Source organism: Asticcacaulis tiandongensis, assembly GCF_006475605.1.
GTDB classification, from domain to species: domain Bacteria; phylum Pseudomonadota; class Alphaproteobacteria; order Caulobacterales; family Caulobacteraceae; genus Asticcacaulis; species Asticcacaulis tiandongensis.
This window is the reverse complement of record NZ_SSBC01000023.1, coordinates 14,735-39,566: the sequence shown is the minus strand read 5'-3', so window position 1 is coordinate 39,566 and position 24,832 is coordinate 14,735. Positions and strand designations below refer to the sequence as shown.

The window sequence follows — 24,832 nt, the reverse complement described above, 5'->3', positions numbered from 1 at the left end:
GTAAAGATCGTACCAGCGGTAAAAGGTCGTCTTGGGCACGCCCAGTTGGCCCAAAGTCCGTTTGGCCGGTAAATGGGACTGTTCAACAAGCCGAATAATCTCGAGCTTTTCCTCGGCTGGGTACCTCTGGCCTGTCCCTGGTTTGACGGACACGTAGAAAAGCGTGTTTATCGAACTGGAGGTAAGAAATGGAGAAGCGAAAATATAGTCGCGAGTATAAGATCGAGACTGTAAAAATGATCAGGGATAGAGGTGTAACGGCAGCTCAGGCTGGTCGGGAACTGGGTATCCATCCGACGGTGTTGCGGCACTGGGTGCGTGAGTTTGAGGCTGATCCCAAGGATGCCTTTCCGGGCAAGGGCCAGATGAAGCCGGAACAACTCGAGATTGACCGTCTGCGTAAGGAAGTAGCCAAACTCAAGGCCGAGCGCGATATCTTAAAAAAAGCCGCCGCCTACTTTGCGAAGGACAGCCTGTGAAGTTTTCCTTTATCGCAAAGCACCGGGGAATATGGCCGGTGGCATGGATGTGCGAAGCGCTCGGTGTTTAGCGCAGCGGCTTTAATAGTTGGCTAACACGAGGCCCCAGCCGCCGTAATCTGAGCGATCGCGATGTTGGCACCCGAGTTCGGTCCAGTTTCATAGGGAGCTACCGAACCTATGGTGCCCGCAGGGTCTGGCATGATCTGCTGGCGGAAGGCGTTTCATGTGGGCTGCACCGGGTTGAGCGGTTGATGCGCCTGCAAGGATTGCGCGCCCGGCCACGCCGACGTGGCCTTCCCAAAGATGTGGGTCAGCGATCCGTCATTGCCCCTAATGTTCTGGATCGTCAGTTCAGGGCCGAAAAGCCCAATCAAAAATGGGTGGCTGACTTCACCTATATCTGGACGGCTGAAGGTTGGTTGTATGTAGCCGCGGTCATTGATTTATTTTCTCGTCGGGTTGTTGGCTGGTCAATGAGTGCCAATATGACGGCTCAACTGGTGACTGATGCTCTCATCATGGCCATATGGCGGCGAGGTAAACCCGATGCTTTGCTGCATCATTCGGATCAGGGCAGCCAATATACCAGTGAGCAATTCCAGCGTCTGATGGCCGACAATGGCGTTACATGTTCCATGAGCCGGTCTGGTAACGTCTGGGACAATGCCGCGATGGAAAGCTTCTTCTCGTCAATGAAGACTGAACGGATCGGCAAGAGAATTTACCGGACCCGCAATCAGGCCCGAGCCGAAATCTTCGATTACATCGAACGATTCTATAATCCTACCCGACGGCATTCAACCCTAGGCTATCTCAGCCCTATGGACTTTGAACAAAAGCTCGCTCAAACTTGACGAGCTAAACTTCGTGTCCGTCAAACCAGGGACAGGCCAGAAGGCCGAGGTGGACAGCGGTAAGCGTGTGGGTTTTCCGGGTGACGTCGCGGAGAAGATGAAGGCGCTGGAGCGGGAGAACCGCGAGCTACGTCAGGCGAATGAGATTCTGCGCAAAGCATCAGCCTATTTTGCGATGGCGGAGCTCGACCGCCCACTGAAGCGATGATTTCCTTTATCGACGAAAACCGCCCGGTGTTCGGGGTCGAGCCGATCTGCAGGCTACTGCCGATTGCCCCGTCTATCTATTATGAGGCCATCGCCAGGCGCAAAGACGTGAGCCGTCTATCGGCCCGCGCTCGACGCGACATGACCATGAAGGTCGAGATACGCCAGGTATTTAACGAGAACTTCCAGGTCTATGGCGTGCGCAAGGTCTGGCGGCAGTTGCAGCGAGAAGGCTACGACATTGCCCGTTGCACTGTCGCGCGGCTTATGAGGGCGATGGGGCTTCAAGGCATCATTCGTGGCAAGCCGGTCAAAACCACGTTGTCGGATAAAACTGCACCTTGCCCGCTTGACCGGGTGAACCGGCACTTCTTCGCACCCGCACCGAACAGGCTGTGGTTATCTGATTTCACCTATGTGGCCACCTGGCAGGGCTTTGTTTACGTGGCCTTCGTGATTGATGCCTTCGCCCGCCGCATCGTCGGTTGGCGAGCAAGCCGCTCTGCACATGCGGGCTTTGTCCTTGATGCCCTTGATCAGGCGCTTCATGACAGACGGCCCAGTCACCGCGGCGGACTGGTTCATCATTCCGACCGCGGTTCGCAATATGTGTCCATTCGCTATTCCGAGCGGCTGGCGGAGGCAGGCATTGAGCCATCGGTCGGAAGCGTCGGCGACAGTTACGACAATGCCCTCGCCGAAACAATCAACGGTCTTTACAAGGCCGAGGTGATCCATAGGCGAGGACCGTGGCGTAACTTTGAGGCCGTCGAGTTTGCAACGCTGGAATGGGTAGATTGGTTCAACAACAGGCGTCTTCTTGAGCCTATAGGAAACATTCCGCCTGCCGAGGCCGAAGAAAGATACTACGCAATGCTGGACACGCCAGAAATGGCTGCATAACTTAAACCAAACGGTCTCCGGCAAACCCGGCGCGGTTCACACTTGTGGTGGGCCCCGACAATCACGAAGATTGGCAGGAGGCAATCCTTGCATTTACGACAGCCCTTGGGTGGTCGGTAGAACGACTGACCGCAGTGCGCTATTCTGGCAATTTTTCTTTCAACGTACCGGCCGATTTTATGCTGACCAACGGAAAGAATATTGGGAGCCGGTTGGTTGAGGCATTTCCTTTTCTGAACCAAAAATTTCCAGTGATGCCTGATCCACTTATGGATGTTCTAATTGAATCGGTCATCCGACCTAACCCAGGATATATGCCAGTGACGATTGTCGATGCCTTTGGCAAGTTGCTGGGCGACAGGGCAAAAACGTCTCGTGCATAAAAAGTGGAACGTGACGTTGAAACTTGCAATCTTTGCTTTGAAAGCGGAGAATTAAAATAACGATTGCAAAAGGGCACGGTTAGTTATCGAAGACGCCCGAGTCAGGGGGCGCGATGTTTAATTTGATTGTTCATGGGGCAGCCGGGTATCTTGAACAGCCTGATTTAGACATGCTGGTTGAGCGTTTCGACACGTATAGTGGTTGGGAAGCCGAAAGCTTGGACTGGGGTGTACCTGCCGATCTGAAACGGCTTGAACAGATTCCAACGCTTCTGATGTACGAGATTGGCGTTGATGGTGAAAATGCGGAACTGGTACGTCACGGTCGCATCACCAATCTAGCGCGATATGGCCGCAACTTCTCATTTGAATTCGTCCCGGACACCGATAGGCCGTTCCTTGACCGAGATTCGATCCTCCAATTTGAGACGCAATTGGGCATGGACCGCTTCGAACAGGCGCGCACCCATTGGGCGATCAAGGATGGAGACATTCCACCCAAATTGCTCGCGCGAGCGAAGACTGATTTGTCCGATAGGATGCAAGATGGCGCGCAGGAGCAGTCCCCCGTGCATGGAACCCGCACGCGATCGACACGCGGTGAGGGTCAACCGGCAGCGCCCGTCGATGAGGCGGCGGCGTCCGCCGAGGCGACGGAGGAAAGCGCGCGCGTTGTCGCGATCGTGGTCGGTATTGAGACATACCGGCCAGGCAGTGACGGGATTAAGCCGGTCGCCTATGCCAAGGCGGATGCGGAGGCATTCGCCCGCGCGCTGGAACTCATGTTCGCTGACCTTCTGCCGGAGATATCCGTTCTGACTGATCAGGACGCGACATTGAACGATATCCGCGAGGAGATCAGGAACAGGGCCTATGGATTAGGGCCAAACGACCTGTTTATCTTTTACTATGCGGGTCACGGATTTCATGGCGGTACTGGGAACCGTCTCACGGCGTGGGATAGCCGGCCAATCAATTTTGAAGGTACAACTCTTTCCGTTCGTGACGACCTTCTCGAGCCGATACGCAAGAGTGCCTGCGAACGTGCCCTTGCATTTGTCGATGCGTGTGCGTCCGATCTGCGAACCGCTGCGCGAGACGTGTTGGCTGAGTTCAATCCGCAGGAACTCAAAACCTTCTTGGATAAAACGACCTACATTTCTCTATTTGCGGCCTGCGCACCCAATCAAAAATCCTATAGTCATGACAGTTTAAAGCATGGGGTCTGGACCTATTTTCTTCTAAAAGCCCTGGAGGGGGAGCCGCGCGCGCTCGGCGTTGGGGGTATGCTCACCAGCACATCATTGCAGGATTATCTGCGAGCCGAAGTACCCCGCTTTACAAACAAGCATATAAAGGCCAGTCAGACGCCAACAGCCATTCTAGAGGCAACGGGCACCTTCGCGATCAAGACCTATGAACCTGTTTCAGACGTGAAGAGCGAATCCGGCGCCACATTGGTAACGCCACGGAGCTCATTACGTGAGGCCGTTGGAGCACCCAGTTTCACCGGGACCAGCACTCAGTTTTTTGATGACCGATTTCGGACCGCTTTCCCTGGTGTGCGCAGCATCCGCTGGTTTGAGCAACCAGATGAAATAGCCGAGAGGTTAGGCCTTCTGCTTCGTGACCCACTCAATTTCGACGAGAGAACGCCCGTCTGGTGGTGGCGAGACGGCAATTTGCAAATTGAGCAGTTCGCACTTCAGGCAGACGGCACATATCTCATGAACCACACCGAACTGGATATCGCGAAAATTGCTGCCGTTCCGGGAAACCTCTATTGGCAAAGTTTCGTCTACGTCCAGTGTCGTGCAATGCCGCCGTCAGGCGCGTATGTAGGCGTTGATGAGCGCATACAGAGACATCTCGATCTTTGGCATTATTCCTTCGAAGAATATGGCCGAGTGGACAGCGGACACGCGGTCAGCCGGGAAGAATATGATGATGGCGGCGCAGAAATTAACGGGCGAGTGGTCAATCTACAGGGACGCGTGCAGCTCCGGTCAAGATATTTGACACCTTACAATTTCCTAATCGCGCCTATTGGATCGCGGATCAACCATCCGATATTTGATAAGCGTCTAGCCGAGCTACTCAATGCCATCTTGGATGATGACGCCAATTTCACTGCTCTCATTGACGAGATAGGCAAGCTGCCGCGTCGCGAACGCGAACTTTGAAATCCACTACCTTGTCGATCGACGCCCGCCTGACAATCTTTACAATTGGGACAAATATATGCCTTTCGGCAGTTTTGGGTATGTGCGCGTCATCTTAGAGTGATAGCGTAATGTGATCGTGGCGACAACCGTCGAACTCACCATCCACAATCCTAGAGACCTCAGCTTTTGAGAAGCAGGTCCGCTTTGGAGGGCCTTAATTCTCAAACGATGACTGCTATGGGCCACAAGTAGTCCTTAAGGCAATCGCAGATGATACCTTGTTGACTTGCGGTCGCCGGTGCGGGTCAATGCGCCTAACTGTACCAACCCCGTCAGATCCCGGGTAACCGTCGCTGTAGGAGCGCCTGTGATGGTAATGTAGTTTGCCGCACTCAGACCGCCTTTGAAGCCGTCCGGGCCTTCTGCGAACATACGCAGCAGAACCTTTTCCTGCCGGTCATTGAGCTTGTCGCGCAATCGATCAAATATCTTCGTCTTTGCCAGAAGAAATTCAATTTGCTCCAGGGTGCGGGCCTGTGCCTGAACAGCTTTCTCCGCAAACCACGTCATCCAATTGGAAACCTCAAGCGTGCGGCTCGCCCCTTCCAACTGGGCGTAGTATTCCTTGCGATATTTCAGGAGTGTGCTGGCCATGCCCGTGATAACGGGTGAAGCCAACCCCTGTGCCAAAGCCTTTTCAGCAATAGCTCGCCCGATGCGACCATTGCCGTCTTCAAACGGGTGGATACATTCAAACCATAAATGGGCGATACCAGCGCGCGTGACAGCAGGCAGGGGATGACTCCCCTCAGGCCCCGTGCGGGAAAACCAGTCGATAAATTGGGTCATTTCAGCCGGTACTCGAGAGGAGGGGGGCGCTTCGTAGTGCACCTTCGGTGCGTAAATAGCTCCGGAAACGATTTGCATTGGCTCTGTGTCGGTTCGATAGCGCCCAACACCAACAATATCTGTGCGCCCATTCATCAACAGACGATGCCAGTCCAAAACCACCTGTTCGGTGAGGGGTTTTGCGAGGTTACTATAAAGATCAATCATCATGGCGGCGATGCCCGCTTCAGCGGGTGTCGATCTCCGGCGGTCTGTGGCTAGGCCCAATTGCCGTTGGATTGAGGACTGAACGCTCCAGCGGTCAAGATACTCACCTTCAATTGCGGAACTGTCTACGGCGTCATAACTCAGAAGTTCAATGCTGAGGTTGCGGCGATCTATGTCGGGAAGATGTTTTGACACGCCGATTTTGATACCGGCAGACTGTAGAAAGCTATGCTCAAACGCTATGAGCTGGCTTTGATCCCAGCTAAAATTTGGCCAGTTGTTTTGTTGCCAGTTCCAGGTCACGATTAATAAGCACCCTATTTATAAATCATAACATGCGTAAAAATGATCTATAAGTCCAGTTCTTTTCAATCATGCGTAGCTTCCGCTTTCAAGTGCATAATTGGCTTGGCACCACACCACTCGCTTGAAGCGCAGTGATTTGCTCAGACTCACCCGGTTTCACCAGCTTCCTACAGGTACTCGCAATAGGCTTACATAATAAGATCACGCGCACGTTCCAATATGTTGCAGTGGCGAGATAGCCTTCCGCTACCATATAGTGCAACGCTTTAAATAAATGCTAGGCGGAGATGCCTAGCCGCGGCTTACGGCGGGGTTTAATGCCCCTCACGACTACTCGGCGTCCTTAACAATAATACCAATCCCTAAGGAAGGTGCATCCGCTCTTCAGAGTGAGAGTCAGGCGGGAGTAAGATGAGCCTGTGCAGTTCAGTGAGAGCGGTGCCGGGTTCGTCACCCCCCTGCTCTCCTGAGAAAACCACTATGGCTGACTATTTCACCCACTTCTCGTGCCTGCTTGATGTTGGCACCGCTGAAAACGCCCGTATTGCCCTCGACCTTTACAATAGCCTGTCTGAAGATACAGAGCAGGATTTCCGCCCTTCAGACGGATTCAATCTGGCTATTGATCCGTCTAGCCCAACCCAACTTTGGATATATGACGACTGTAGCGGCGATCCGGAAATCGTTATTCAATTCGTTCTGAATTGCGCTGAACGCCTCGACCTCAAGGGGTTATGGGGTTTTGAATATGCCAATACCTGTTCGAAAGCACGGGTGGATGCCTTCGGCGGTGGCGCCCATATCATCGATCTGGGTGCCCGCCAATCGATAGGCTGGATCAGTACCAACGAATGGCTGACCGAAGCTCTGAGCGGAGACCTTGCCGATGTCTGAGGTCATTGAAACCGTTGTCTATAAACTGGATGAACTGTCAGACACTGCCAGAGAGACAGCCCGCGCATGGTATCGTGACGGGGGGGTCGATTATGACTGGTATGACGCTGTCTATGAGGACTTCATCCGCATCTGCGATATTCTTGGTGTGCGGTTAAAGCTTCGCCCCGTGCGACTGTATGGTGGCGGTACCCGCCATACGCCTTGTATCTATTTTCGGGGCTTCTGGAGTCAGGGAGACGGAGCGTGCTTCGAGGGGCAATATGCTTATCGGAAAGGTGCCTGTCGCCAGATCAAGGGCTATGCCCCTCAGGATACAGATCTGCATGATATCGCAGATACCCTTCAGGACATCCAACGCCGCAACTTTTACCAGCTAAACGCCAGCGTCCGGCATCAGGGGCACTATTATCACGAATACAGCATGGTCATTTCCCTGAAGCGGGACAGTCCGACCTGTCAGGACATGACGGCAGATGCTGAAAGCACCGTCTCAGAGGCGCTGCGCGATCTGGCCAGTTGGCTTTATCGCCAGCTGGAGCATGAATACGACCATCTGAATTCTGATGAGGTGGTTGATAAGGTCATGATGGCCAATGACTATACCTTCACCGCCTGTGGCCGACGTTTTGGATAGATCGGAGGAGCTTAACCAATGACAGATCAGGAAACCACCATGTCCGCCGTTTCAGCACTCCGCGCGCTCGGATGTGCCGTCGTTGTCTGGACACCCGAAGAAATCGGCGAAGCAGATGCCGACGAACTGGAATCGCTGATGATCGAGCGGGGCGCGGCCTATCTGGATCAGTACGCATAGTCTGGGCGTATCAGAGTGAAAGGAAGGCCGGAAAAGGAATGAACCGGTGCCGTTCAGAGAGCAATGCGCAGGTTCGCTCCTTTTCCGCTCTCATAAGTGAAACATCATGACCTCAGTTGGTTTAAACATATGTCTTCCCCGTTCATCCGCCGCCACACCTGTGCCTGAAAACCGGCGTATGGATTTTCTGCCCGGCCTGTTCGGCCCGCGCTATTTCCTGACGGGTGAAGTCACGGTCTATAATTTCATGGCGCGTCTCAGCCCTCACGATTACGGCGGCGGCACGTGGGAATTCTGTGAACGTAACAGCGAACCCCTTTATCTCTACCCGACCTCGAAAGAGCGCTATCGTATCATCTGTGATACCAACGGCTATGAAGGTGATGTATCGGCAGAAGCCGCCGGGATCATTGCCTCCCTGTTTGCACTTTCCCATCTCAGCTTTGCCTGCGAATCCGAGCGGATGTCCGAACAGTTCGGCAAACTGTACGCCTACGCTGCGGACCATCCGGAGGCAGGAGAGATATTCCGGGCCATAGACTGAGTTTGATCGTCTCTAAATCCTTCAAGCGCCCCGCCGGACCGCGGGGCGCTTTTTTTACTGCCGGAGGCCGAACCGCCCATCAAAAGGCAGGGTGAGGCCGGGATGAGGTGATCCCGATCGGTTGAGAGAGAGCACTGTCCGGATCCTTCCCTTTTCCGGCTCTCCTGAAAGTCCCCTCCATGAACATGATGACCTCTTCCGTGGCCGTCGCCACGGCGTTTTCGCCTGCCTCCGACAACGCCCAGTCCACCCTGACAGCGGCCAAGCTTCTTCTGCCCCATCTGGGCAGAGGGGAAAACATTGACGCCAGGGTCTTGCGTCAGGTTATGGAAGCCGCCTTCGGCGCGTCTGACAATACCGGCCTGTGGAACTGGAAAACCGCCTACGACGCCTGCGAAGCCTCCGCTGTTTTGTTCCTGCGTAAATACGGTAAGACCATATTCAGACAGGCCCCGTCGCCCGCTGCGCGGTTATCTGCCCTGACCAGAATCGCCAGCCTGTTCCCGACCCATACGCGCCGAACCGAGGACAGTCAGGCCTATCAGCAGTTCTCAACCCCCCTGCCCCTCGGATTGGCGGCTCTGACAGCTGCGGATATCACTTCCACCGACCATGTGCTGGAACCTTCCGCCGGTACGGGCCTTCTGGCCATCCTTGCCGACATGGCCGGTGCAAAGGTCAGTCTGAATGAACTGGCCGACAATCGTGCCAATCTGCTGGATGACCTGTTCCCTGCCGTTAAGGTGACCCGCTTCGATGCCGCCCAGATCGACGATCATCTGGATCCGGCAATAGCCCCGACGGTAGTGCTGATGAACCCGCCCTTCTCAGCCTTAGCCAATGTCACGGGTAAAATGGCCGACGCCGCTTATCGTCATATGGCCTCGGCCCTGAACCGGCTTGCCGACGGCGGCCGACTGGTGGCGATTACCGGTGCCAGCTTCTCTCCCGACAACCCCGTATGGCGCGACAGCTTTATCCGCCTTCAGGCGCGCGGCACCGTTGTCTTTACCGCAGCCGTCGCCGGTTCAGTTTATGCCAGACAGGGTACTTCAACCGAAACGCGCCTCACCGTCATTGATAAACGTCCCGCCGAAGATCCGACCGCCCTCCCCGCATCCGCAGGCATGGCACCGGATGTGGCCACCCTTCTGGACTGGATCGACGCACAGGTCCCCGCACGTCTGCCGGTTACCCTGCCACCGACCACACCGGCTCCCGCTGCCCTGCCTAAAGGCGTCAGCGCCTATCTCAGTCGTTCCCGTCCGACCATCACCCCGCGCCCCGTTCGCCAGAACGCGTCCGAACCCCGGGGTGTGGAACTCACCTACGAAACGCAGGACTGGGCGCCACCGGAAGGCGGTGCCCTGAACGAAGCGATCTATGAAACCTACAGCTTACAGTCGATCCATATACCGGATGCTCTGCCCCACCCGACCAAACTGGTGCAGTCGGCGGCTATGGCCAGTGTCGCGCCACCGAAACCCGGCTATCGGCCTAACCTGCCCGAGCGGGTTGTCACCGCAGGCCTCCTTTCGGACGCCCAGCTTGAAACCGTCATCTATGCCGGTGAGGCGCACAGTGAACATCTTGCCGGTTCCTGGACGGTCGATGAGACCTACGATCTGGTTCAGGCCGCACCCGACGGGGTAGAAGGCGCTGTACACTTCCGGCGTGGCTTCATGCTGGGCGATGGCACAGGCTCCGGCAAGGGCCGACAATCAGCCGGTATTATCCTTGACAACTGGCTGCGTGGTCGCCGCAAGGCGGTCTGGATCAGCAAGTCGGACAAGCTTCTGGAAGATGCCCAGCGCGACTGGTCAGCGCTCGGCATGGAGCGCCTGCTGGTCACCCCTTTGTCACGCTTTCCGCAAGGCAAACCCATTAATCTGACAGAAGGCATCCTGTTTACGACCTATGCCACCCTGCGTTCCGACGATCGCGGTGAAAAGGTGTCACGGGTCAGACAGATCGTCGACTGGCTGGGTTCGGAGTTCGACGGGGTCATTATTTTCGATGAAAGCCACGCCATGCAGAACGCCATTGGCGGCAAGGGTGAACGCGGCGATGTGGCCGCTTCCCAGCAAGGGCGCGCAGGCCTGCGCCTTCAGCACGCCCTGCCCGATGCCCGCGTCGTGTACGTCTCGGCCACTGGCGCAACCAGTGTGCATAATCTGGCCTATGCCCAGCGCCTTGGCCTGTGGGGTGGCGAGGACTTTCCCTTCACGACGCGCGCTGACTTCGTTGAGGCCATCGAAGCCGGTGGCGTGGCCGCTATGGAAGTGCTTGCCCGCGATCTGCGCGCTATGGGCCTCTATACCGCCCGCTCCCTGTCCTATGACGGGGTGGAATATGAACTGCTCGAACATCAGCTGAGCGGCGAACAGCAGCGCATCTATAACGCCTATGCTGAAGGCTTCGGCATTATACACAATCATCTTGATGCAGCGCTTGAAGCGGCCAATATTACCGGCAGTTCCGGCACCCTTAACGGGCAGGCCAAATCGGCCGCCCGCTCTGCCTTCGAAGGTGCCAAGCAACGCTTCTTCGGCCACCTGCTGACCAGTATGAAGACGCCGACCCTGATCCGCTCCATTGAGCAGGATCTGGCCGCAGGACACGCCAGCGTCATCCAGATCGTCTCTACAGGTGAAGCCCTGATGGAGCGTCGTCTGGCCGAGATCCCCACCGAAGAGTGGAGCGACGTGCAGGTGGATATCACCCCACGTGAATATGTTCTCGACTATCTGGCTCATAGCTTCCCGGTTCAGCTTTATGAACCCTTCTCGGACGCCGAGGGCAAGCTGTCATCCCGTCCGGTTTATCGTGACGGGCAACCCGTCGAATGTCGGGAAGCCGTCGCTCGTCGTAATGACCTGATCGAACGGTTGGCCGCATTGCCACCTGTACCCGGAGCGCTCGACCAGATCGTCCAGCGCTTCGGCACTGAGAAAGTGGCAGAGGTAACGGGCCGGTCACGGCGCATTGTGCGCAGGACAGGATCGGACGGCATTGACCGGCTGATGGTCGAGAACCGCGCGCCCTCCGCCAATCTGGCAGAAACGTCCGCCTTTATGGATGACCTGAAGCAGGTGCTAATCTTCAGCGATGCCGGTGGCACAGGTCGTTCCTACCATGCGGACCTGTCTGCCAAAAACCAGCGCCTGCGTGTTCATTACCTTCTGGAACCGGGCTGGAAAGCCGACGCCGCCATACAGGGCCTTGGCCGCACCAACCGGACGAACCAGAAACAGCCGCCCCTGTTCCGACCCATTGCCACCAATGTCAAAGCCGAAAAGCGCTTCCTGTCGACCATCGCCCGCCGCCTCGACACCTTGGGCGCCATCACCCGCGGCCAGCGACAGACCGGTGGCCAGGGCTTGTTCCGTCCGGAGGACAATCTGGAATCCCCTTATGCGCGTGATGCCCTGCGCCAGCTTTATCTGCTGCTGGTACGCGGAAAAATCGAAGGCTGTTCTCTGGAGCGTTTCCAGTCCGCTACCGGTCTGAAACTGGTCGATGACAATGGTATCAAGGACAATCTGCCGCCGATCAATACCTTCCTCAACCGCCTGCTGGCCCTGACACTCGACCTTCAGGAAATCCTCTTCACCGCTTTCGAGCAACTGCTTGAGGCGAAGATCGAAGGCGCCATCACGAGCGGTGTCTATGACGTCGGACTTGAAACGCTCACGGCGGAAAGCTTCATCGTCACTGATCGTCAGGTTATCTACACACATCCGGCCACCGGTGCACAGACACGTCTTGTGACTCTGACCCGGCGTGAACGCAACCGGCCTATGTCGCTGGATGACGCCCTTGCCTACGCCACAGATGACCGTGGCCTGTTACTGGTCAATGAACGCTCCGGTCGTGCCGCAGTGCAGGTGTCAGCCCCCTCCCTGATGCTTGACGACGGAGAGATTGAACGCCGTGTGCGGCTGATCCGACCGATGGATCATCACCATGCGTCTCTCATGGCCATGGCCGACAGTCACTGGCAGGTGGCTGATCAGGCGACTTTCGCCGCCCTTTGGGTACGTGAACTGACCGAAATCCCGGAATTTACCGACAGTACCCTGCATATGGTAACGGGCCTGCTTCTACCTGTATGGAAACGACTGCCTGCCGATTCCCCCCGCGTCTATCGTCTGCAGACCGATGAGGGTGAGCGCCTGATCGGTCGTCGCGTATCACCCGCCTGGGCAGCAAATGCCACCGCTTCGGGCACCGAAGCCCTGACCGCCGAAGCCGCCCACGCCGCCCTTGCCGAAGGACGCACCATCCTTGATCTGTCCGAAAACATGCAGCTTCGGCGCGTACGGGTTATGGGGGCAAGCCGCATTGAGCTGAGCGGGTTTGCCGACAGTCTGCGCGACCAGCTTCGTGCTTACGGCCTGTTCAGTGAAATCATCTCATGGAAGCTGCGCTTTTTTGTACCCATGGACGACAGCGGCCCCGCCATACTCGCCAACCTGCTCAACAGATGGCCGGTCCAGCGCATCAGCGAGAAAGCAGCAGCCTGATGATACATACTGCAGCTTCCACACTGGCATATCGCCTCGGCCGTCAGGCCGGGGCGGTGTGCCGTCACTACCTGCCTAACGGTCGACGGCATGGTAACTACTGGATCGTTGGCGATGTACGTAACACCAAAGGCCGCTCCACCTATATCCGCCTGTTCGACACCCCCACAGGAAAGGCGGGTAAGTGGACAGATGCGGCCACAGAGGAACATGGCGACCTCCTTGATATCATTCGCCTGAGCTGCGGACTGGCAAGTCTCAGAGATACCCTGACCGAAGCGCACCGGTTCCTCGACCTTCCGGAAGACGAACGGGCACAGACATCCGCCCCCTGCCCGGCCTCTACCGACACCAATAACGCCGCACGTCGGCTGGCGGCTATATCCCGTCCCCTGAGGGGGACACTGGCGGAAACCTATCTGCATAATCGTGGGATCACTGATCTTAACGGGATCACCAGCCTGCGCTTTCATCCGCAATGCTATTACCGTCCGGACACGTCCGGTCCTATACAACAATGGCCCGCGCTGATCGCCCTGGTCACCGATCTGCAGGGGCATATCACCGGTGTACACCGTACCTGGCTTGATCCTGAAGGCTTCAATACAGCCACTCTGGGCAAGGCACCCCTTGATCCGTCGCGCAAGGCTCTGGGTCGCCTGTCAGGTCATGCCGTCCGCTTCGGTACAGTCTATGACGTGCTGGCCATCGGCGAAGGTATCGAAACCGTCTTATCGGTACGTCAGATACTGCCCGCCCTGCCCATGGCCGCCGCCCTGTCCGCAACCCACCTCGCCGCCTTGCAGTTTCCGACCGGTCTTCGACGCCTGTACATTATCTGCGACAACGACGACGCCGGTGAACGGGCACGGGATCGACTGCTACACTGCGCCAGTGCAAACGGTATCGAGGCCCTGACTCTGATCCCGCAGCGGGCCGATTACAACGACGACCTCCGCCATCTCGATCACGATAGTCTGAGGGCGAATTTGTATGGTCAACTCACACCGGAAGATGCCAGACGCTTCATGCCTGAGTAGGCCTGGGCCTAAGGGCGGTCGCGTGAGGACAGAAGGATGCAACTGCCCTTTCATGGGTAACCCCGTCTTTTGGAAGAGCCAGCGCTGTGCGGCCTTCAGAGAGGGCGATCGGCCAGCAGGCCGGACGTCCGGGCAATGATGGGGACGGACGATTTTCCTCAAGCGGCCTTTGGCCGCTTTCATCGCGACACAAAATCGTCCGTCCCCATCATCCTCCGCTTCGCTACGGCCCTTCCCGTCAGGGTCAGCCCTTTCAGGGACTGTCGTTCTTTCAGGAACGCTGACGGGGCGGGTGCCTGTGCGTCCGGTCTGCCGGCTTACGTCGCCATGAAGGCCGCGACAGGCGCGGTTCAGACGACGGAGCCACCCATGAAAAACGGGAACAGCATCTACGAAACCTCTCAAGGCGTATCCCAGACTGACCATATGCTTCACGAACTTCAGCTTTACGGCTACCGCGCTTTTGAGGATGAACCGGATCCGCGCCCCCTGCCCTGCGGCAACCGGATCATCGGCGCCATTGCCGATATTTTTGACGCCCTGATCGCAACCCTTGAGGATACCCGCCTCAAACCCGATCTGGAGAATCTGCTCTGGTCCACCGTCAACCTCTTCCACCGCGCTACCGAACGGGTCGAGCGTGAACTCGATGACAACGAAGTGGCGCAACAGCGTAGCCAGCGTGAGCAAGACGGCAGCGAAGTGAAATCGGTCGAACTGGAACAGCTGCTTGCCGAGGGCCTGACCCTTCTGGAACGCCGTAACGCATTCGAACTGATGCGCGACCAGTCCGCTGACCACTTTGAGCATTACACCAAATCCGCATGGCGTCCCCGCACCGGATCCATGGTCAATCACCGTAACCTGACCGCGGCCCTGATTGACAGCCGAGATTTTCTCGCCGCACGCAAACAGGCCAGCACCAAAGTTCTGGTACCCACCGGCCCGAAGATCGCCTTTACCGGCGGCGATACAGACGATCATCGCACGATTTGGGCCAAACTGGATCAGGTTCATGCCAAACATCCCGACATGGTTCTGCTGCATGGCGGTTCGCCCAAAGGGGCGGAAAAGATCGCCGCGCGCTGGGCAGATCATCGCAAGGTGACACAGATCGCCTTCAAACCCGACTGGCCGAAACACGCCAAGGCCGCACCTTTCAAGCGCAATGACGAGATGCTGGAAACCCTGCCAATCGGGGTTCTGGTTTTCCCCGGCACAGGCATACAGGACAATCTTGCCGACAAGGCAAGGAAGATGGGTATCCCTGTCTGGCGGTTCAGCAAGGGCGGCGCGTAAGCGCCCCCTTCGTCCTGTTTACACAAGCCATATATTAATAGGCTGATTTTCCTAATGACTTTTGCCCGCCTTTTATCCTATCATCGGATCGGACCGTACGCGCGGCTCCAGGGTGTCGTAACCCTACAGTAACTGGTTGATACCGGCCATTCCGGTACATCTCCTTGACTCATGGTTGGGGAGCCTGCGACGTATGTCCAGGCCTCCGGCTAAAGGTCGCAGGAACCGAGTTACTGCGGTTTACGAACTCCCCGATCACCAAGGATCACAGGAGGCCAAAAGGCGGGGGCGTACCGCTTATCGGGCCTTCACAGGGGAGAAGGCATGATAGCCAAAATCTCATGGTTAGCGGGATGGGCCACCGTTCTGGCGGCTATAGCGGCAACCCTGATATTTGCCGTTCAGAAAAGGCACCACTGGTTCACTGGATGGAAAATCCGCTCACGTGCGGAAGAACTTATTACCCTTTACGGAACAGACCATGCCAAGGCAGAGGCCCTTATCAGATGCATCGAGGCGTGGCGGCGTCATGACCGTAAGGAAGCCCAAACCTGGGATCGGGTAGCACAGCATCTCGGCCGCAATAACACTGACGAGGTGCGCCAATGACCACCTCCCATATGGTAAAGCCCAAAGGCCCCCACCCGTTTGACCTGCATGTCGGCGCAAAGGTCAGATTGCGCCGCAGGTTTCTCGGCCTGAGTCAGGAATCTTTGGCAAGGGGCATTGGTGTCACCTTCCAGCAGGTACAAAAATACGAACGCGGCACCAACCGCATCAGTTGCTCAAAGCTGATGGAGATTGCCACCCTGCTGGATGTGCCTCCCGCGCATTTCTTTGAAGGCTTTGGGCAAACAGGATCAGTTAATCCAGAAAATCCGGCTCTGGAACAGAATATTCATGCCTTCCTGATGACTCCTGAGGGTATTGCGCTGGCAGAAACCTTTCCGCGCATTCGAAGTCGCACCCAACGCCGGAGAATCGTTGATCTCGTCAAAAGTCTGGCCGCTGAAGATGAGGGTGATGCCTCTGTTCTTTGCGCTACAAGCAGATAACGCCCAGTGATTACTCTGGCACCAGTCTCGTACAACAGCGTACCCGCCGTCCGGCACCGCAACGGAGGGCTTCCAGATTCAGACGGAAACCATAGCTGTAGCTACCCCGTCCCTCGTTCGAGGTTTCCAGCCTCGGCCAGATGCAACGTGCGACAACTACCAGAAAAACTATGGTTGCTGAAAGAAACGCGAGCATGAGACATTGTCATCATCCCCCATACCCAAAGCCAGGAACAGATCGAACTGAGCCAGTGTCCGTGACCAGCCACTCTTCAAGAGGACCAGCCCGCCAGTGAAATCTCTTTTCCCAATCCCGTGGTGACACCAAAACGGCCTCTCAATGGACTGATCTGGCCGAAGTCCGGCTAAAGCCTCAATCGTCTGGTCTGCAACGGCTTGAATCGGTTTTCTTCCCCTGTCGGCTACGCCGCCATTCCTCGCGCCTCAACAAAACCGCGTCCTCGCCGTCCTTCACTGCCGTTCCGGTCGCAAGCGATGCATCGTCGATTGCCTCCGGCCGGTCGATCTCCATCGAGGCCGCAATGGTGACGGCCCGAAACGAAAAGGAGATTTACACATGGCTAACATCGGTTCCTTCAAGAAGAGCGGCAACAACGAGTTCACGGGCGAAATCGTCACCCTCAGCGTTCAGGTCAAGGGTGTGCGCATTGTTCCTGATATCCGCGCATCCGGCGAAAACGCGCCCAGCCACCGGGTTCTGGTCGGTCGCGCAGAAATTGGCGCCGCCTGGTCCAAGACTTCAAACGAGGGCCGCGACTATCTGGGTCTGAAGCTGGATGATCCTTCATTCAGCGCTCCCATCTTCGCCAACCTGTTTGATGACGAAGACGACACCTATACCCTCATCTGGTCACGACCGAATGGCCGCCGGGGAGATTAATCTCCCCCTTCGGCTCCAACCGTAAGGTTGGAGCCATTATCCTTAATTTCGGATTTAATCAGCTAAGAGAGCGTTCATTTTCTAGCGTCTGATTGGAGATCGCTCATGACGATGTTTACAAAAGGAAATAAACGCCGCATCCGGACTTTTTAGATCCGGTTTACCTGTCTCTTTCCACCAATTAACCCACTCATGAAACAAGGCCTGAACATCATAACCAGGCGCAGCCCGACGCGCCTTGGTAAAGGTTTCAGGACTAATGTGCGGTTCATCAACTTTGGACGTCGAGGTGCCAGGAGCTTTGAGGGCTTTCCGGTTCATGCGATTAATGAAAACCACATTATCGCTTTCAATCGTTACAGAGTAGTCGGGCATATGATTATGCTGCTCGTCCTGTGTAACAATGGTGCGAACCAAGCGCTTAAATTCTCGGAGAGTTGAATTCGACCCACATTTCTTCTGCAACAATTCAAGTGAAATAACCCACTTGGGCTGACGACCGCAGTGTTTACGGGCAAGTTCATACATCCGGCGCTCTAACGGCTTGCGTAGTCGGAAATAGTCCGGATGCAGGGTCAGGACTTCTTTCGCCTGAATAGCGCGATAAACCCAGTCTGAAAGCTTTATACTGACTTCCTGCATGCGGCCTTCACGTGTTTCGCGGACGATTTTAGCACTTTCAATCAAACCGAAAGTCTCAAACGTCTCATCGCCGCCGGTCTTAACATTGGTGCTGATACGCGTGCCCGCCAGCCTTTCCAGTGCTGCCTTTAGCCCCTCATACCCCTCCCCACTTGTGGTACGGTTCGTAGCCTTCAGAAAGTCCCACGCCTTCATACTGATATGTTGCGATACCGGACGCCCCTGATTCAGTGCAGCAATCGTCTGGCTGATACAATATATCAGGATATCGCGGTCATGCACCGTTGCGATGCCCTTGACCGACGGCGTTATTTCAACAAACGCATCATGATGCTCGTACCTACGGACGCGGGTGTCCGGTTTTGTGGAGAGCGAAAATACAGGATGCTCCATGCTCGGCATGTCAGCCTTGGGTACCGCATCCATGATATCACAAACGAACAGATCAGTTTCGCGACGCTCTGGTAACAGCGGTGAACGACCTACATCGACTGTCTCAGAGCCTTCGTTAGAAAACAGCTGCAGTTCTGGTTCGGCTTTGCTTTTCCGTTTCGTCATTTCACACACGCTTCAGGCTTAAACCCCTGATCCAGTTTTACCGCTTCGCCAATATCCAACTCGATCGATTTTCTTTCGTCATTACACACACATCGCTCATTCTCAAGGCTGGTAACGTCATTTCACACACAGGCATAGAACATGAGTGACTCTTTCGACATTTTACACACACGCGACCAGCGAACATGAACAAGTTTGGCACTTTATATTATTGTTATAAGACAATGAGTTATACTGTATATTCTCAACGTTTCCTCTTTTCATCTACTCAGAGGCGTCACAAGGCTCCCATCGTCATTTCACACACGCTCAGTAGAAGCCCTTCTGCCGACAATTACGTTTTCTACAATACGGCTCTATCGTCATTTCACACACGAATAGGTGCTGCTACTGCCTAATATCGATACTTCACACACAGTTACGCTCAAGTTGGGCGCCAAATCGTCATTTCACACACGGCGATTCGGCTCGTTGACATCAAACCGGGATATTCTACCGACCAAGAATCGTCATTTCACACACAAAGGCGACCTCAGATTTTCGCAAATTGATTAGAGAGTCAATCCGATTCGGTATTTCGCAAGCGATCTATCCGATGCAGCCTCTCTAAACGTCATTTCACACACTACATAAACTTATTTTGGATCAAAGGCTTCGTTCGTCATATCACACACAGATCTTCGTCACTTCACACATCATTTTTCGTCACTTCACACACAAGGCCAACTACGGAAGCCCTTATCCAGCTTAGAGTAGCCGAAGAAAAGAATCGCCGTAACACTTATATAACACCATATTTAACACTAAAGGGCTGTGGATAAATATGCGGACAACTGAGTCCAGAACCTCTGACCTGATGCTCTCCAGATATGGTGCGTGGATCACCCCCCCCGTAAACCATTAAATCCGTCGAGCACGCCCGTCCGGAATTAAAGCAGCTTCCGGTACGTCGAAACCAGCGTCTTTCAATGCTTTGAGTAGCAGGAAGGTCTTCGTTACCCTGGACTTTGCAGCCTTCTCAGCAAGATCCTGTCCAGTAACAGCAGGAATCGCGAGAGTAAGTCTTTCCATTTCAATTTTTTCAGGCATCTTGTTGTTGACGCTAGTAAAACCACTATGCCCACGTGCCACTTTCTCGGCAATTGCCGAAATTTCTGCCTCTTCAATGTCACCTGCAGGCGTTTTTGTGAGACTGCCACGAAGACTGGGTCTTGGGGTGGGTTCTAGTCCCCTCCCCTCACCAGCTTCAGTTTTCTTAGGCTTTTGGCTAAGGCGAGCAAAATCCGCGGCTAGCAAATCGGTTGGATCAACCTTATTTTCGGCGTCAGGCAGCATCAACGGTTTCCTTTAATTTGTACAGGTTCTCCAACAACTCATCTGCCAATGTACTGACTTCTCGTGTTGCAGCCGAGTTTGGATCGATTTGGCGTGGAACTTCACTGTTTATGTGCATTTCTTTGTAAACTGCGCGCTCATGCAGAACAGACCCCATAGTCCGCGCGCCAGTTTTAGCAATGGCTTCTCGAATTGACCTGGCGGCCTTCGATTCAAAACTGAATGGAATTCGAGTCCAAAGGATTGAATACGGAATAGTTTCATCCTCAGGAAGTCCCTTCAGATCACCAGCTTCTGCAATTTGCTGGATACCACGCATGGCATCACGAACATCGGGCCGTGAAGTCTGACAGGGTAGAATAACATAATCCGATAGCTGCAAAGCCTTTAGGTTCAGCGTAGTCGTCGCTCCCGGAAGGTCTAAAAAAACCAGATCATAGGTCTTTGACGTTTGCCGTATAGACTGAATTACGTTCTGGTCAGTTATCTGACCTTGAAAATCAAGGCCGGGGACCGTTGATCGCTCACCAAACAATGCCGCGTGTTGATTTGGGTCAGCATCCAAGAGCGCTACAGAGTGCCCCTTAAAAGCACATTCTGATGCAAGCAATATAGCAAGAGTTGTTTTCGCAACTCCCCCTTTTGGTGAATTGAGGGCGATGACAGCCATGATGTCCTCTCAAATGCGCAGATATGAACTTGCGCATGTGTATATATGATGTTGTTAACAAAAAATTAAACCGTTGCACATTTGCACATGTGTTCTTGCGCAAATGCGTAAATACGCATGTGTATTTGCACATGTGCAGATAAGCGTAAGCGCAAGTTATCAAATACGCAAGAACATATGTGAATGAGCGCAAAAGCGTTCATACGCATATACGCATGTGTTTATATGTATTAGCATATATGCGCATTTATGCATTTGCGCCTGTATGAATTTTATGTAAACAGCTCATGGAGACTGATGCAATTATGGATTGTTAAATTACGCGCGCCATCATAGATAGATTTGCGTATATCTTCGAAAACAGTGCCCGCTATTCTTAGAAGGAAATCTATTGAAATCTATAGTTTTAGCCAACCAAAAAGGCGGAGTAGGCAAAAGCGCCCTGGCTACGCAGTTGGCGCATTACGCACATTCAATAGGCTTACGCGTACTGGTGATAGATCTTGACCATCAGCGCAACACAAGCCGCCCACTAACAAGCCATTCAACAGTCACAACCACATCTTTCAGCAGTGCGGACTTGTTAAACGGGAACGCTATAGCTCAGGGCCAAGAGCACCGTTTCGTTCTTGTAGCCGGAGATGACAGACTCACCGGACTAGAAAAACAGGCAGACAACCATAATCGTTTCGCTACCAATTTACGCACGTTCCTGTCCAGCAGGGCGGGCAACTTCGATCTGTGTGTAATAGACACCAATCCTAATCCGGACATCCGTTACGCATCCGCCTTGATCAGTGCAGATTACGCTCTGGCGCCTGTACAGCTAAATCAGGAAGCGATTGAGGGCATCGCAGGCTTATTAGCCCATCCGCGATATGGTCTATCAAAAATCAAAGCCGCACTGAATCCAAAGCTACATTTCCTCGGTATTCTCCCGAATATGGTTGAACCCACACCATTCCAACGTCGGAACATGACATTGCTCACCGAAAAGTTTGGCAATCGCCTGCTTTCGGATGATCGGGCCGGATCACCCAAATATGCTTTCGTTCCAAAACGTTCAGCCATAGCTGAAGCTCAGGCGGCAGGAATGTTTCTGCCGGAACTGAAGAAGACATCTGCCCGCGACGCCTGCAACGAGTTACGCCCTGTTTTAGATACAATTTTGTATCGCATGGGCTTACACCTTCACGAAGAGGCCAATCAATGACCCTACCAACCTTAAATCTTGACGCCTTGGATGCTTTTGACAATCTCGACAGCGCAGGGGAGGGTGGGCGGCCACTTCAACTGGACATAAACCAGGTCCATGAAGACCCTGACCAACCGCGCAAATCATTTGACACAACAGCACTTGCTGAACTGACGGATAGCATTCGGGAATCGGGCGTTAAATCCCCTGTTTCAGTTCGCCCCCATTCGACATTACCCAATAACTACATCCTTAATTTTGGGGCGCGTCGACTCCGTGCTTCAAAGGCTGCTGGGTTAGCGACTATTCCCGCTTTCGTGGACGAAGCTCACACAGATTTCGAACAAGTTATCGAGAACTTGCAACGGGATGATCTGACACCGATGGAGATGGCACAGTTTATTCACGCCAAAATTCAAAACGGCTTCAAAAAGAACATCATCGCCCAGAAGTTAGGGATTTCTGCCACCGCAGTCAGTAAGTATCTGGCATTGATCGATGCGCCTCGGGACATCACGGACATTTATAATTCCGGACGATGCCAGTCACCTGAAACGCTCTATGATCTGCGTAATCTGTACACGCAATGGCCTGAAGAAACGGCGTGCTGGCTGGCAAATGTCGCGGATATCACCCGTGCCTCTGTCGATACTTTCAGAAAGAGTCTGAAAGGGCCAATAGTCGAAGATTCGGCTACTCCGAAAGCTATGCTCCAGCCAGAGGCACAGACTATGTCCGAAACAGCGGAGTTGGAGGCTGCTGTCATAAAGACTTCAATTAAAGACCGAGTATCTAAAGCCAAGCTGCCTGTCCTGCATGTCTCGCTCAACGGTCGTCATGCAACACTTCTCCTGACCGAACGTGGTTCATCCGAAAGCCATCTGGTACTTCAATGGATGGATACCGGGGAACGCACGGAAGTGCCTGCCAATGCTGTCAGGATAGAACGGCTGACAGACAGCCATGTTTAATTCTCACTCAGGCGGCTAGATAGTATGCGCGCTCCTACACTGTGTTTTTCCCTCGCCGAGCCAAACCGTTCATATGATGTGCGCGGCGGCGTGAGCCGCGCCCGATCTTATCCTTGCAAGGGTGAATTTGCGCGGAGCGGGAAGAGGGGGCGGCAAAGCCCCCTCTATGCACTGGCAGCGGTGTCCAGCATTTCCATATGGTCTAGCACCACATTTGCCAGCCGGAGCAGTGGGTGAAAAAACTTTCTCATGAGAAAGTTCTGAGGCTCAAAAGTGTATAGGCAGGATAGGCCTTTGGCCGGATTTGTCATACACGCACCGATATTTACCGAAATTGAGATGAACGAAACAAAGATAAATCAGGGTCGATCAATCCTTGCGGTAGATCTGAAGGACCTGAAAGCACCCTGGAAGGACTGGTGCGCGTCGCATGGGCTGACGCCTTCCGAAGCGGTGCGTCAGGTTCTGACTGCCGTGATGAAGGGGCAGGGCAGGGGGGTAATTACACCTCGCCTGAAAGAAGCCAGGTCTGCTCGGCGCGGGGGGCAGAAGCGGATCGAGATCACCCTGTCAGAGGACGAGTATGCGGTGCTGGGCGAGATGGCCGGCAGGGAGGGTATGAGTCTGTCCCGCTGGCTTCAGTCACTCTTGCGCGTGCAGTTGGGCAAGCCGCAGTTTAATTCAGCCGAACTGGAAGCGCTGGTGCAGTCAAACCGCAACATGCTGGCTCTGGGGCGCAACATCAACCAGATCGCCCGCCATCTGAATAGTCGTGAGTTCAGTGACGACCTGACATCGGCACAGATTGATTACATCCTGAAAGAGATACAGGCGCATAAGACGCACCTGCGTGACCTGCTGGATGGTAATGCGCAACGGTGGCGTCCGTGAGCCTGCCCAAAGCCTATGTCGACGGTTTTCTGATTGATTGGGAAGACGGGGAGTATGAGGCTCAGGTACAGATGCTCAGGGCCCGTTCCAAATCCGCTATGACAGTAGTGGGCCGCCGGAGTGTGTCGGTTGGTAATGCCGGTGGAAAAGGCAGGGGCGGGGGTGACCCGGCCCGTCGGGCGCAGGCCATAAGGGAGCGTCTGGATCGCACCATACGCAAGGTACCCGAGGTCATGGTCAAGATCACCTCCTCCTGCAACGGGCTGACCGAGATCGGGCGGCATATCAGCTATATCAGCCGCAAGGGCCAGATCGCGCTTGAGGATCAGGACGGATGCATTCTGTCAGGAAAGGATCAGCTTGCTGATCTGAGGGAAGAGTGGCGTTACGGGGGCGTGCGTCCTCTGGGGGAGGTGAGTGACCGGCGCGATACACTCAATCTGGTCTTTTCCATGCCAGCCATGACCGATGAAGCCGGTCTCAAGCGGGCGGTGCGGGCGTTTGCACAGTCAGAGTTTGACGGTCATCAGTATGTCTTTGCCTATCATACCCCATCCACGGATCCTGACCCTGATCCCCCTGATCATGCGCATATCCATCTCTGTCTGCGTATGGAGGGCCCTGACGGCAAGCGCCTGAACCCGCGCAAGGCAGATCTGCAGCGCTGGCGTGAGGGCTTTGCGGCTGAATTACGGTCTCATGGCGTAGAAGCCAATGCCACAACCCGTCTGGCGCGTCTGAAGCGCACCCGGGGCTCTGCAAGGGCTATTAAGGCCATGGAGGCCAAGGGCAGGGGGCAGCCGGATATCCGGCCACCGGAACCGTCTTCCCCACGGGTGGAGAAGGCCCAGCGTTTGGAACAGAGGCGTCTGGAATATTATTATGCCGCCAGCCGTATTCTGGCAGAGTCGGAAGATCCGGCAGACAGGCACCTTGCCGTGCGGCTGGCGAAGCATATTCAGACGCTGGCTTCGCCTGACAGGGTGAAACCAGTGTCTGCGCCGACACGCAACAGGTCTGAGCCCGAACGTTGAGGAGATTTTGGGTTGCAGCCAGGCGAAGCAGGCGCGGCCAAATTTCTTGCTCAAAGACACATTTTCATGTACATATTATGCGCTTATTTTGCACATGAATGAGG

Annotated in this window: 21 protein-coding genes, 2 pseudogenes and 1 other annotated feature; of the genes and pseudogenes, 18 read left to right on the top strand and 5 right to left on the bottom strand. The window is 54.8% G+C overall.

What is annotated here, in order from left to right; all coding sequences use genetic code 11:
- Positions 1 to 132 (bottom strand): annotated as a pseudogene (locus E5201_RS14465) (helix-turn-helix domain-containing protein); the annotation flags it as partial.
- A gap of 56 nt (positions 133 to 188) precedes the next feature.
- Here E5201_RS14465 and E5201_RS14460 point away from each other — a divergent pair.
- The 4 genes and pseudogenes from E5201_RS14460 (at position 189) to E5201_RS14445 (ending at position 5,012) form a co-directional block, all read left to right on the top strand.
- Positions 189 to 1,336, top strand: a pseudogene (locus tag E5201_RS14460) (IS3 family transposase).
- 13 nt (positions 1,337 to 1,349) lie between these two features.
- Positions 1,350 to 2,446, top strand: a protein-coding gene (locus tag E5201_RS14455; RefSeq protein WP_425456587.1) for an IS3 family transposase whose coding sequence is annotated in 2 segments (ribosomal slippage) — positions 1,350 to 1,506 and positions 1,506 to 2,446 — 1,098 coding nt in all. Because the reading frame shifts where the segments join, the coding sequence is not laid out codon by codon here.
- Positions 1,499 to 1,615, top strand: a sequence feature (AL1L pseudoknot). It overlaps the preceding gene by 117 nt.
- A 44-nt stretch (positions 2,447 to 2,490) precedes the next feature.
- Complete coding sequence (locus tag E5201_RS14450) at positions 2,491 to 2,829, top strand: hypothetical protein (protein ID WP_140987162.1); 339 nt, start codon at positions 2,491 to 2,493, stop codon at positions 2,827 to 2,829.
- A 113-nt stretch (positions 2,830 to 2,942) separates the two neighbouring features.
- On the top strand, positions 2,943 to 5,012 hold the full coding sequence (locus E5201_RS14445; protein WP_140987161.1) for a caspase family protein: 2,070 nt from the start codon (positions 2,943 to 2,945) through the stop codon (positions 5,010 to 5,012).
- Positions 5,013 to 5,249: 237 nt separating this feature from the next.
- Here the strand turns inward: E5201_RS14445 and E5201_RS14440 are convergent, their stop codons facing one another.
- Positions 5,250 to 6,353, bottom strand: a complete 1,104-nt coding sequence (locus E5201_RS14440; protein WP_140987160.1) for a Fic family protein — start codon at positions 6,351 to 6,353, stop codon at positions 5,250 to 5,252.
- 483 nt (positions 6,354 to 6,836) lie between these two features.
- On the opposite strand from E5201_RS14440, the gene E5201_RS14435 reads away from it, so the two are divergent.
- The 10 genes from E5201_RS14435 (at position 6,837) to E5201_RS14395 (ending at position 17,432) form a co-directional block, all read left to right on the top strand.
- Positions 6,837 to 7,250 carry a hypothetical protein gene (locus E5201_RS14435; RefSeq protein ID WP_140987159.1) on the top strand — a complete coding sequence of 138 codons (414 nt, stop codon included), beginning with the start codon at positions 6,837 to 6,839 and terminating at the stop codon, positions 7,248 to 7,250.
- A complete protein-coding gene (locus E5201_RS14430; RefSeq protein WP_140987158.1) occupies positions 7,243 to 7,887 on the top strand; it encodes an antitoxin of toxin-antitoxin stability system in 645 nt (214 codons plus the stop codon). Before E5201_RS14435 ends, E5201_RS14430 begins: the two co-directional genes overlap by 8 nt.
- An 18-nt stretch (positions 7,888 to 7,905) precedes the next feature.
- A complete protein-coding gene (locus tag E5201_RS14840; RefSeq protein ID WP_181404664.1) occupies positions 7,906 to 8,067 on the top strand; it encodes a hypothetical protein in 162 nt (53 codons plus the stop codon).
- 178 nt (positions 8,068 to 8,245) lie between these two features.
- Complete coding sequence (locus tag E5201_RS14425) at positions 8,246 to 8,611, top strand: antirestriction protein (RefSeq protein WP_246050816.1); 366 nt, start codon at positions 8,246 to 8,248, stop codon at positions 8,609 to 8,611.
- A gap of 185 nt (positions 8,612 to 8,796) precedes the next feature.
- Positions 8,797 to 13,137 carry a strawberry notch family protein gene (locus E5201_RS14420; protein ID WP_246050815.1) on the top strand — a complete coding sequence of 1,447 codons (4,341 nt, stop codon included), beginning with the start codon at positions 8,797 to 8,799 and terminating at the stop codon, positions 13,135 to 13,137.
- Positions 13,137 to 14,177, top strand: coding sequence for a DUF7146 domain-containing protein (locus tag E5201_RS14415; RefSeq protein WP_181404663.1), 1,041 nt, complete (start codon positions 13,137 to 13,139; stop codon positions 14,175 to 14,177). The genes E5201_RS14420 and E5201_RS14415 overlap by 1 nt, the downstream gene beginning before the upstream one ends.
- Positions 14,178 to 14,546: 369 nt before the next feature.
- Positions 14,547 to 15,476 carry a DUF2493 domain-containing protein gene (locus E5201_RS14410; RefSeq protein ID WP_219993654.1) on the top strand — a complete coding sequence of 310 codons (930 nt, stop codon included), beginning with the start codon at positions 14,547 to 14,549 and terminating at the stop codon, positions 15,474 to 15,476.
- A 324-nt stretch (positions 15,477 to 15,800) separates the two neighbouring features.
- Complete coding sequence (locus E5201_RS14405; protein WP_140987154.1) at positions 15,801 to 16,085, top strand: hypothetical protein; 285 nt, start codon at positions 15,801 to 15,803, stop codon at positions 16,083 to 16,085.
- On the top strand, positions 16,082 to 16,531 hold the full coding sequence (locus tag E5201_RS14400) for a helix-turn-helix domain-containing protein (RefSeq protein ID WP_140987153.1): 450 nt from the start codon (positions 16,082 to 16,084) through the stop codon (positions 16,529 to 16,531). The genes E5201_RS14405 and E5201_RS14400 overlap by 4 nt, the downstream gene beginning before the upstream one ends.
- Before the next feature lie 577 nt (positions 16,532 to 17,108).
- Positions 17,109 to 17,432 carry a DUF736 domain-containing protein gene (locus E5201_RS14395; RefSeq protein WP_140987152.1) on the top strand — a complete coding sequence of 108 codons (324 nt, stop codon included), beginning with the start codon at positions 17,109 to 17,111 and terminating at the stop codon, positions 17,430 to 17,432.
- 81 nt (positions 17,433 to 17,513) lie between these two features.
- Here the strand turns inward: E5201_RS14395 and E5201_RS14390 are convergent, their stop codons facing one another.
- The 3 genes from E5201_RS14390 to E5201_RS14380 form a co-directional block, all read right to left on the bottom strand.
- Positions 17,514 to 18,632, bottom strand: coding sequence for a replication initiator protein A (locus tag E5201_RS14390; protein WP_140987151.1), 1,119 nt, complete (start codon positions 18,630 to 18,632; stop codon positions 17,514 to 17,516).
- A 900-nt stretch (positions 18,633 to 19,532) separates the two neighbouring features.
- The gene (locus E5201_RS14385) at positions 19,533 to 19,967 is read right to left on the bottom strand and encodes a hypothetical protein (RefSeq protein ID WP_140987150.1); all 435 of its coding nucleotides are present in this window, start codon (positions 19,965 to 19,967) and stop codon (positions 19,533 to 19,535) included.
- Complete coding sequence (locus tag E5201_RS14380) at positions 19,957 to 20,637, bottom strand: ParA family protein (protein ID WP_140987149.1); 681 nt, start codon at positions 20,635 to 20,637, stop codon at positions 19,957 to 19,959. Before E5201_RS14380 ends, E5201_RS14385 begins: the two co-directional genes overlap by 11 nt.
- Before the next feature lie 391 nt (positions 20,638 to 21,028).
- Here E5201_RS14380 and E5201_RS14375 point away from each other — a divergent pair, with 391 nt between their 5' ends.
- From E5201_RS14375 to E5201_RS14360, 4 genes are all read left to right on the top strand, one after another.
- The gene (locus tag E5201_RS14375; protein ID WP_140987148.1) at positions 21,029 to 21,850 is read left to right on the top strand and encodes a ParA family protein; all 822 of its coding nucleotides are present in this window, start codon (positions 21,029 to 21,031) and stop codon (positions 21,848 to 21,850) included.
- Entirely contained in the window at positions 21,847 to 22,803 is a 957-nt protein-coding gene (locus E5201_RS14370) for a ParB/RepB/Spo0J family partition protein (protein ID WP_140987147.1), read from the top strand. The genes E5201_RS14375 and E5201_RS14370 overlap by 4 nt, the downstream gene beginning before the upstream one ends.
- A gap of 294 nt (positions 22,804 to 23,097) precedes the next feature.
- Positions 23,098 to 23,694, top strand: coding sequence for a plasmid mobilization relaxosome protein MobC (locus E5201_RS14365; RefSeq protein ID WP_140987146.1), 597 nt, complete (start codon positions 23,098 to 23,100; stop codon positions 23,692 to 23,694).
- Positions 23,691 to 24,728, top strand: a complete 1,038-nt coding sequence (locus E5201_RS14360; RefSeq protein WP_140987145.1) for a relaxase/mobilization nuclease domain-containing protein — start codon at positions 23,691 to 23,693, stop codon at positions 24,726 to 24,728. The genes E5201_RS14365 and E5201_RS14360 overlap by 4 nt, the downstream gene beginning before the upstream one ends.
- Positions 24,729 to 24,832: the final 104 nt, after the last annotated feature.

What these genes read in the sequence shown, in the direction of transcription:
- E5201_RS14425 (WP_246050816.1), top strand. Translation starts at nt 8,246, where the DNA reads ATGGATTTTCTGCCCGGCCTGTTCGGCCCGCGCTATTTCCTGACGGGT.
- E5201_RS14840 (WP_181404664.1), top strand. Translation starts at nt 7,906, where the DNA reads ATGACAGATCAGGAAACCACCATGTCCGCCGTTTCAGCACTCCGCGCG.
- E5201_RS14430 (WP_140987158.1), top strand. Translation starts at nt 7,243, where the DNA reads ATGTCTGAGGTCATTGAAACCGTTGTCTATAAACTGGATGAACTGTCA.
- E5201_RS14405 (WP_140987154.1), top strand. Translation starts at nt 15,801, where the DNA reads ATGATAGCCAAAATCTCATGGTTAGCGGGATGGGCCACCGTTCTGGCG.
- E5201_RS14420 (WP_246050815.1), top strand. Translation starts at nt 8,797, where the DNA reads ATGATGACCTCTTCCGTGGCCGTCGCCACGGCGTTTTCGCCTGCCTCC.
- E5201_RS14415 (WP_181404663.1), top strand. Translation starts at nt 13,137, where the DNA reads ATGATACATACTGCAGCTTCCACACTGGCATATCGCCTCGGCCGTCAG.
- E5201_RS14390 (WP_140987151.1), bottom strand. Translation starts at nt 18,632, where the DNA reads ATGACGAAACGGAAAAGCAAAGCCGAACCAGAACTGCAGCTGTTTTCT.
- E5201_RS14410 (WP_219993654.1), top strand. Translation starts at nt 14,547, where the DNA reads ATGAAAAACGGGAACAGCATCTACGAAACCTCTCAAGGCGTATCCCAG.
- E5201_RS14385 (WP_140987150.1), bottom strand. Translation starts at nt 19,967, where the DNA reads ATGCTGCCTGACGCCGAAAATAAGGTTGATCCAACCGATTTGCTAGCC.
- E5201_RS14370 (WP_140987147.1), top strand. Translation starts at nt 21,847, where the DNA reads ATGACCCTACCAACCTTAAATCTTGACGCCTTGGATGCTTTTGACAAT.
- E5201_RS14445 (WP_140987161.1), top strand. Translation starts at nt 2,943, where the DNA reads ATGTTTAATTTGATTGTTCATGGGGCAGCCGGGTATCTTGAACAGCCT.
- E5201_RS14400 (WP_140987153.1), top strand. Translation starts at nt 16,082, where the DNA reads ATGACCACCTCCCATATGGTAAAGCCCAAAGGCCCCCACCCGTTTGAC.
- E5201_RS14395 (WP_140987152.1), top strand. Translation starts at nt 17,109, where the DNA reads ATGGCTAACATCGGTTCCTTCAAGAAGAGCGGCAACAACGAGTTCACG.
- E5201_RS14435 (WP_140987159.1), top strand. Translation starts at nt 6,837, where the DNA reads ATGGCTGACTATTTCACCCACTTCTCGTGCCTGCTTGATGTTGGCACC.
- E5201_RS14380 (WP_140987149.1), bottom strand. Translation starts at nt 20,637, where the DNA reads ATGGCTGTCATCGCCCTCAATTCACCAAAAGGGGGAGTTGCGAAAACA.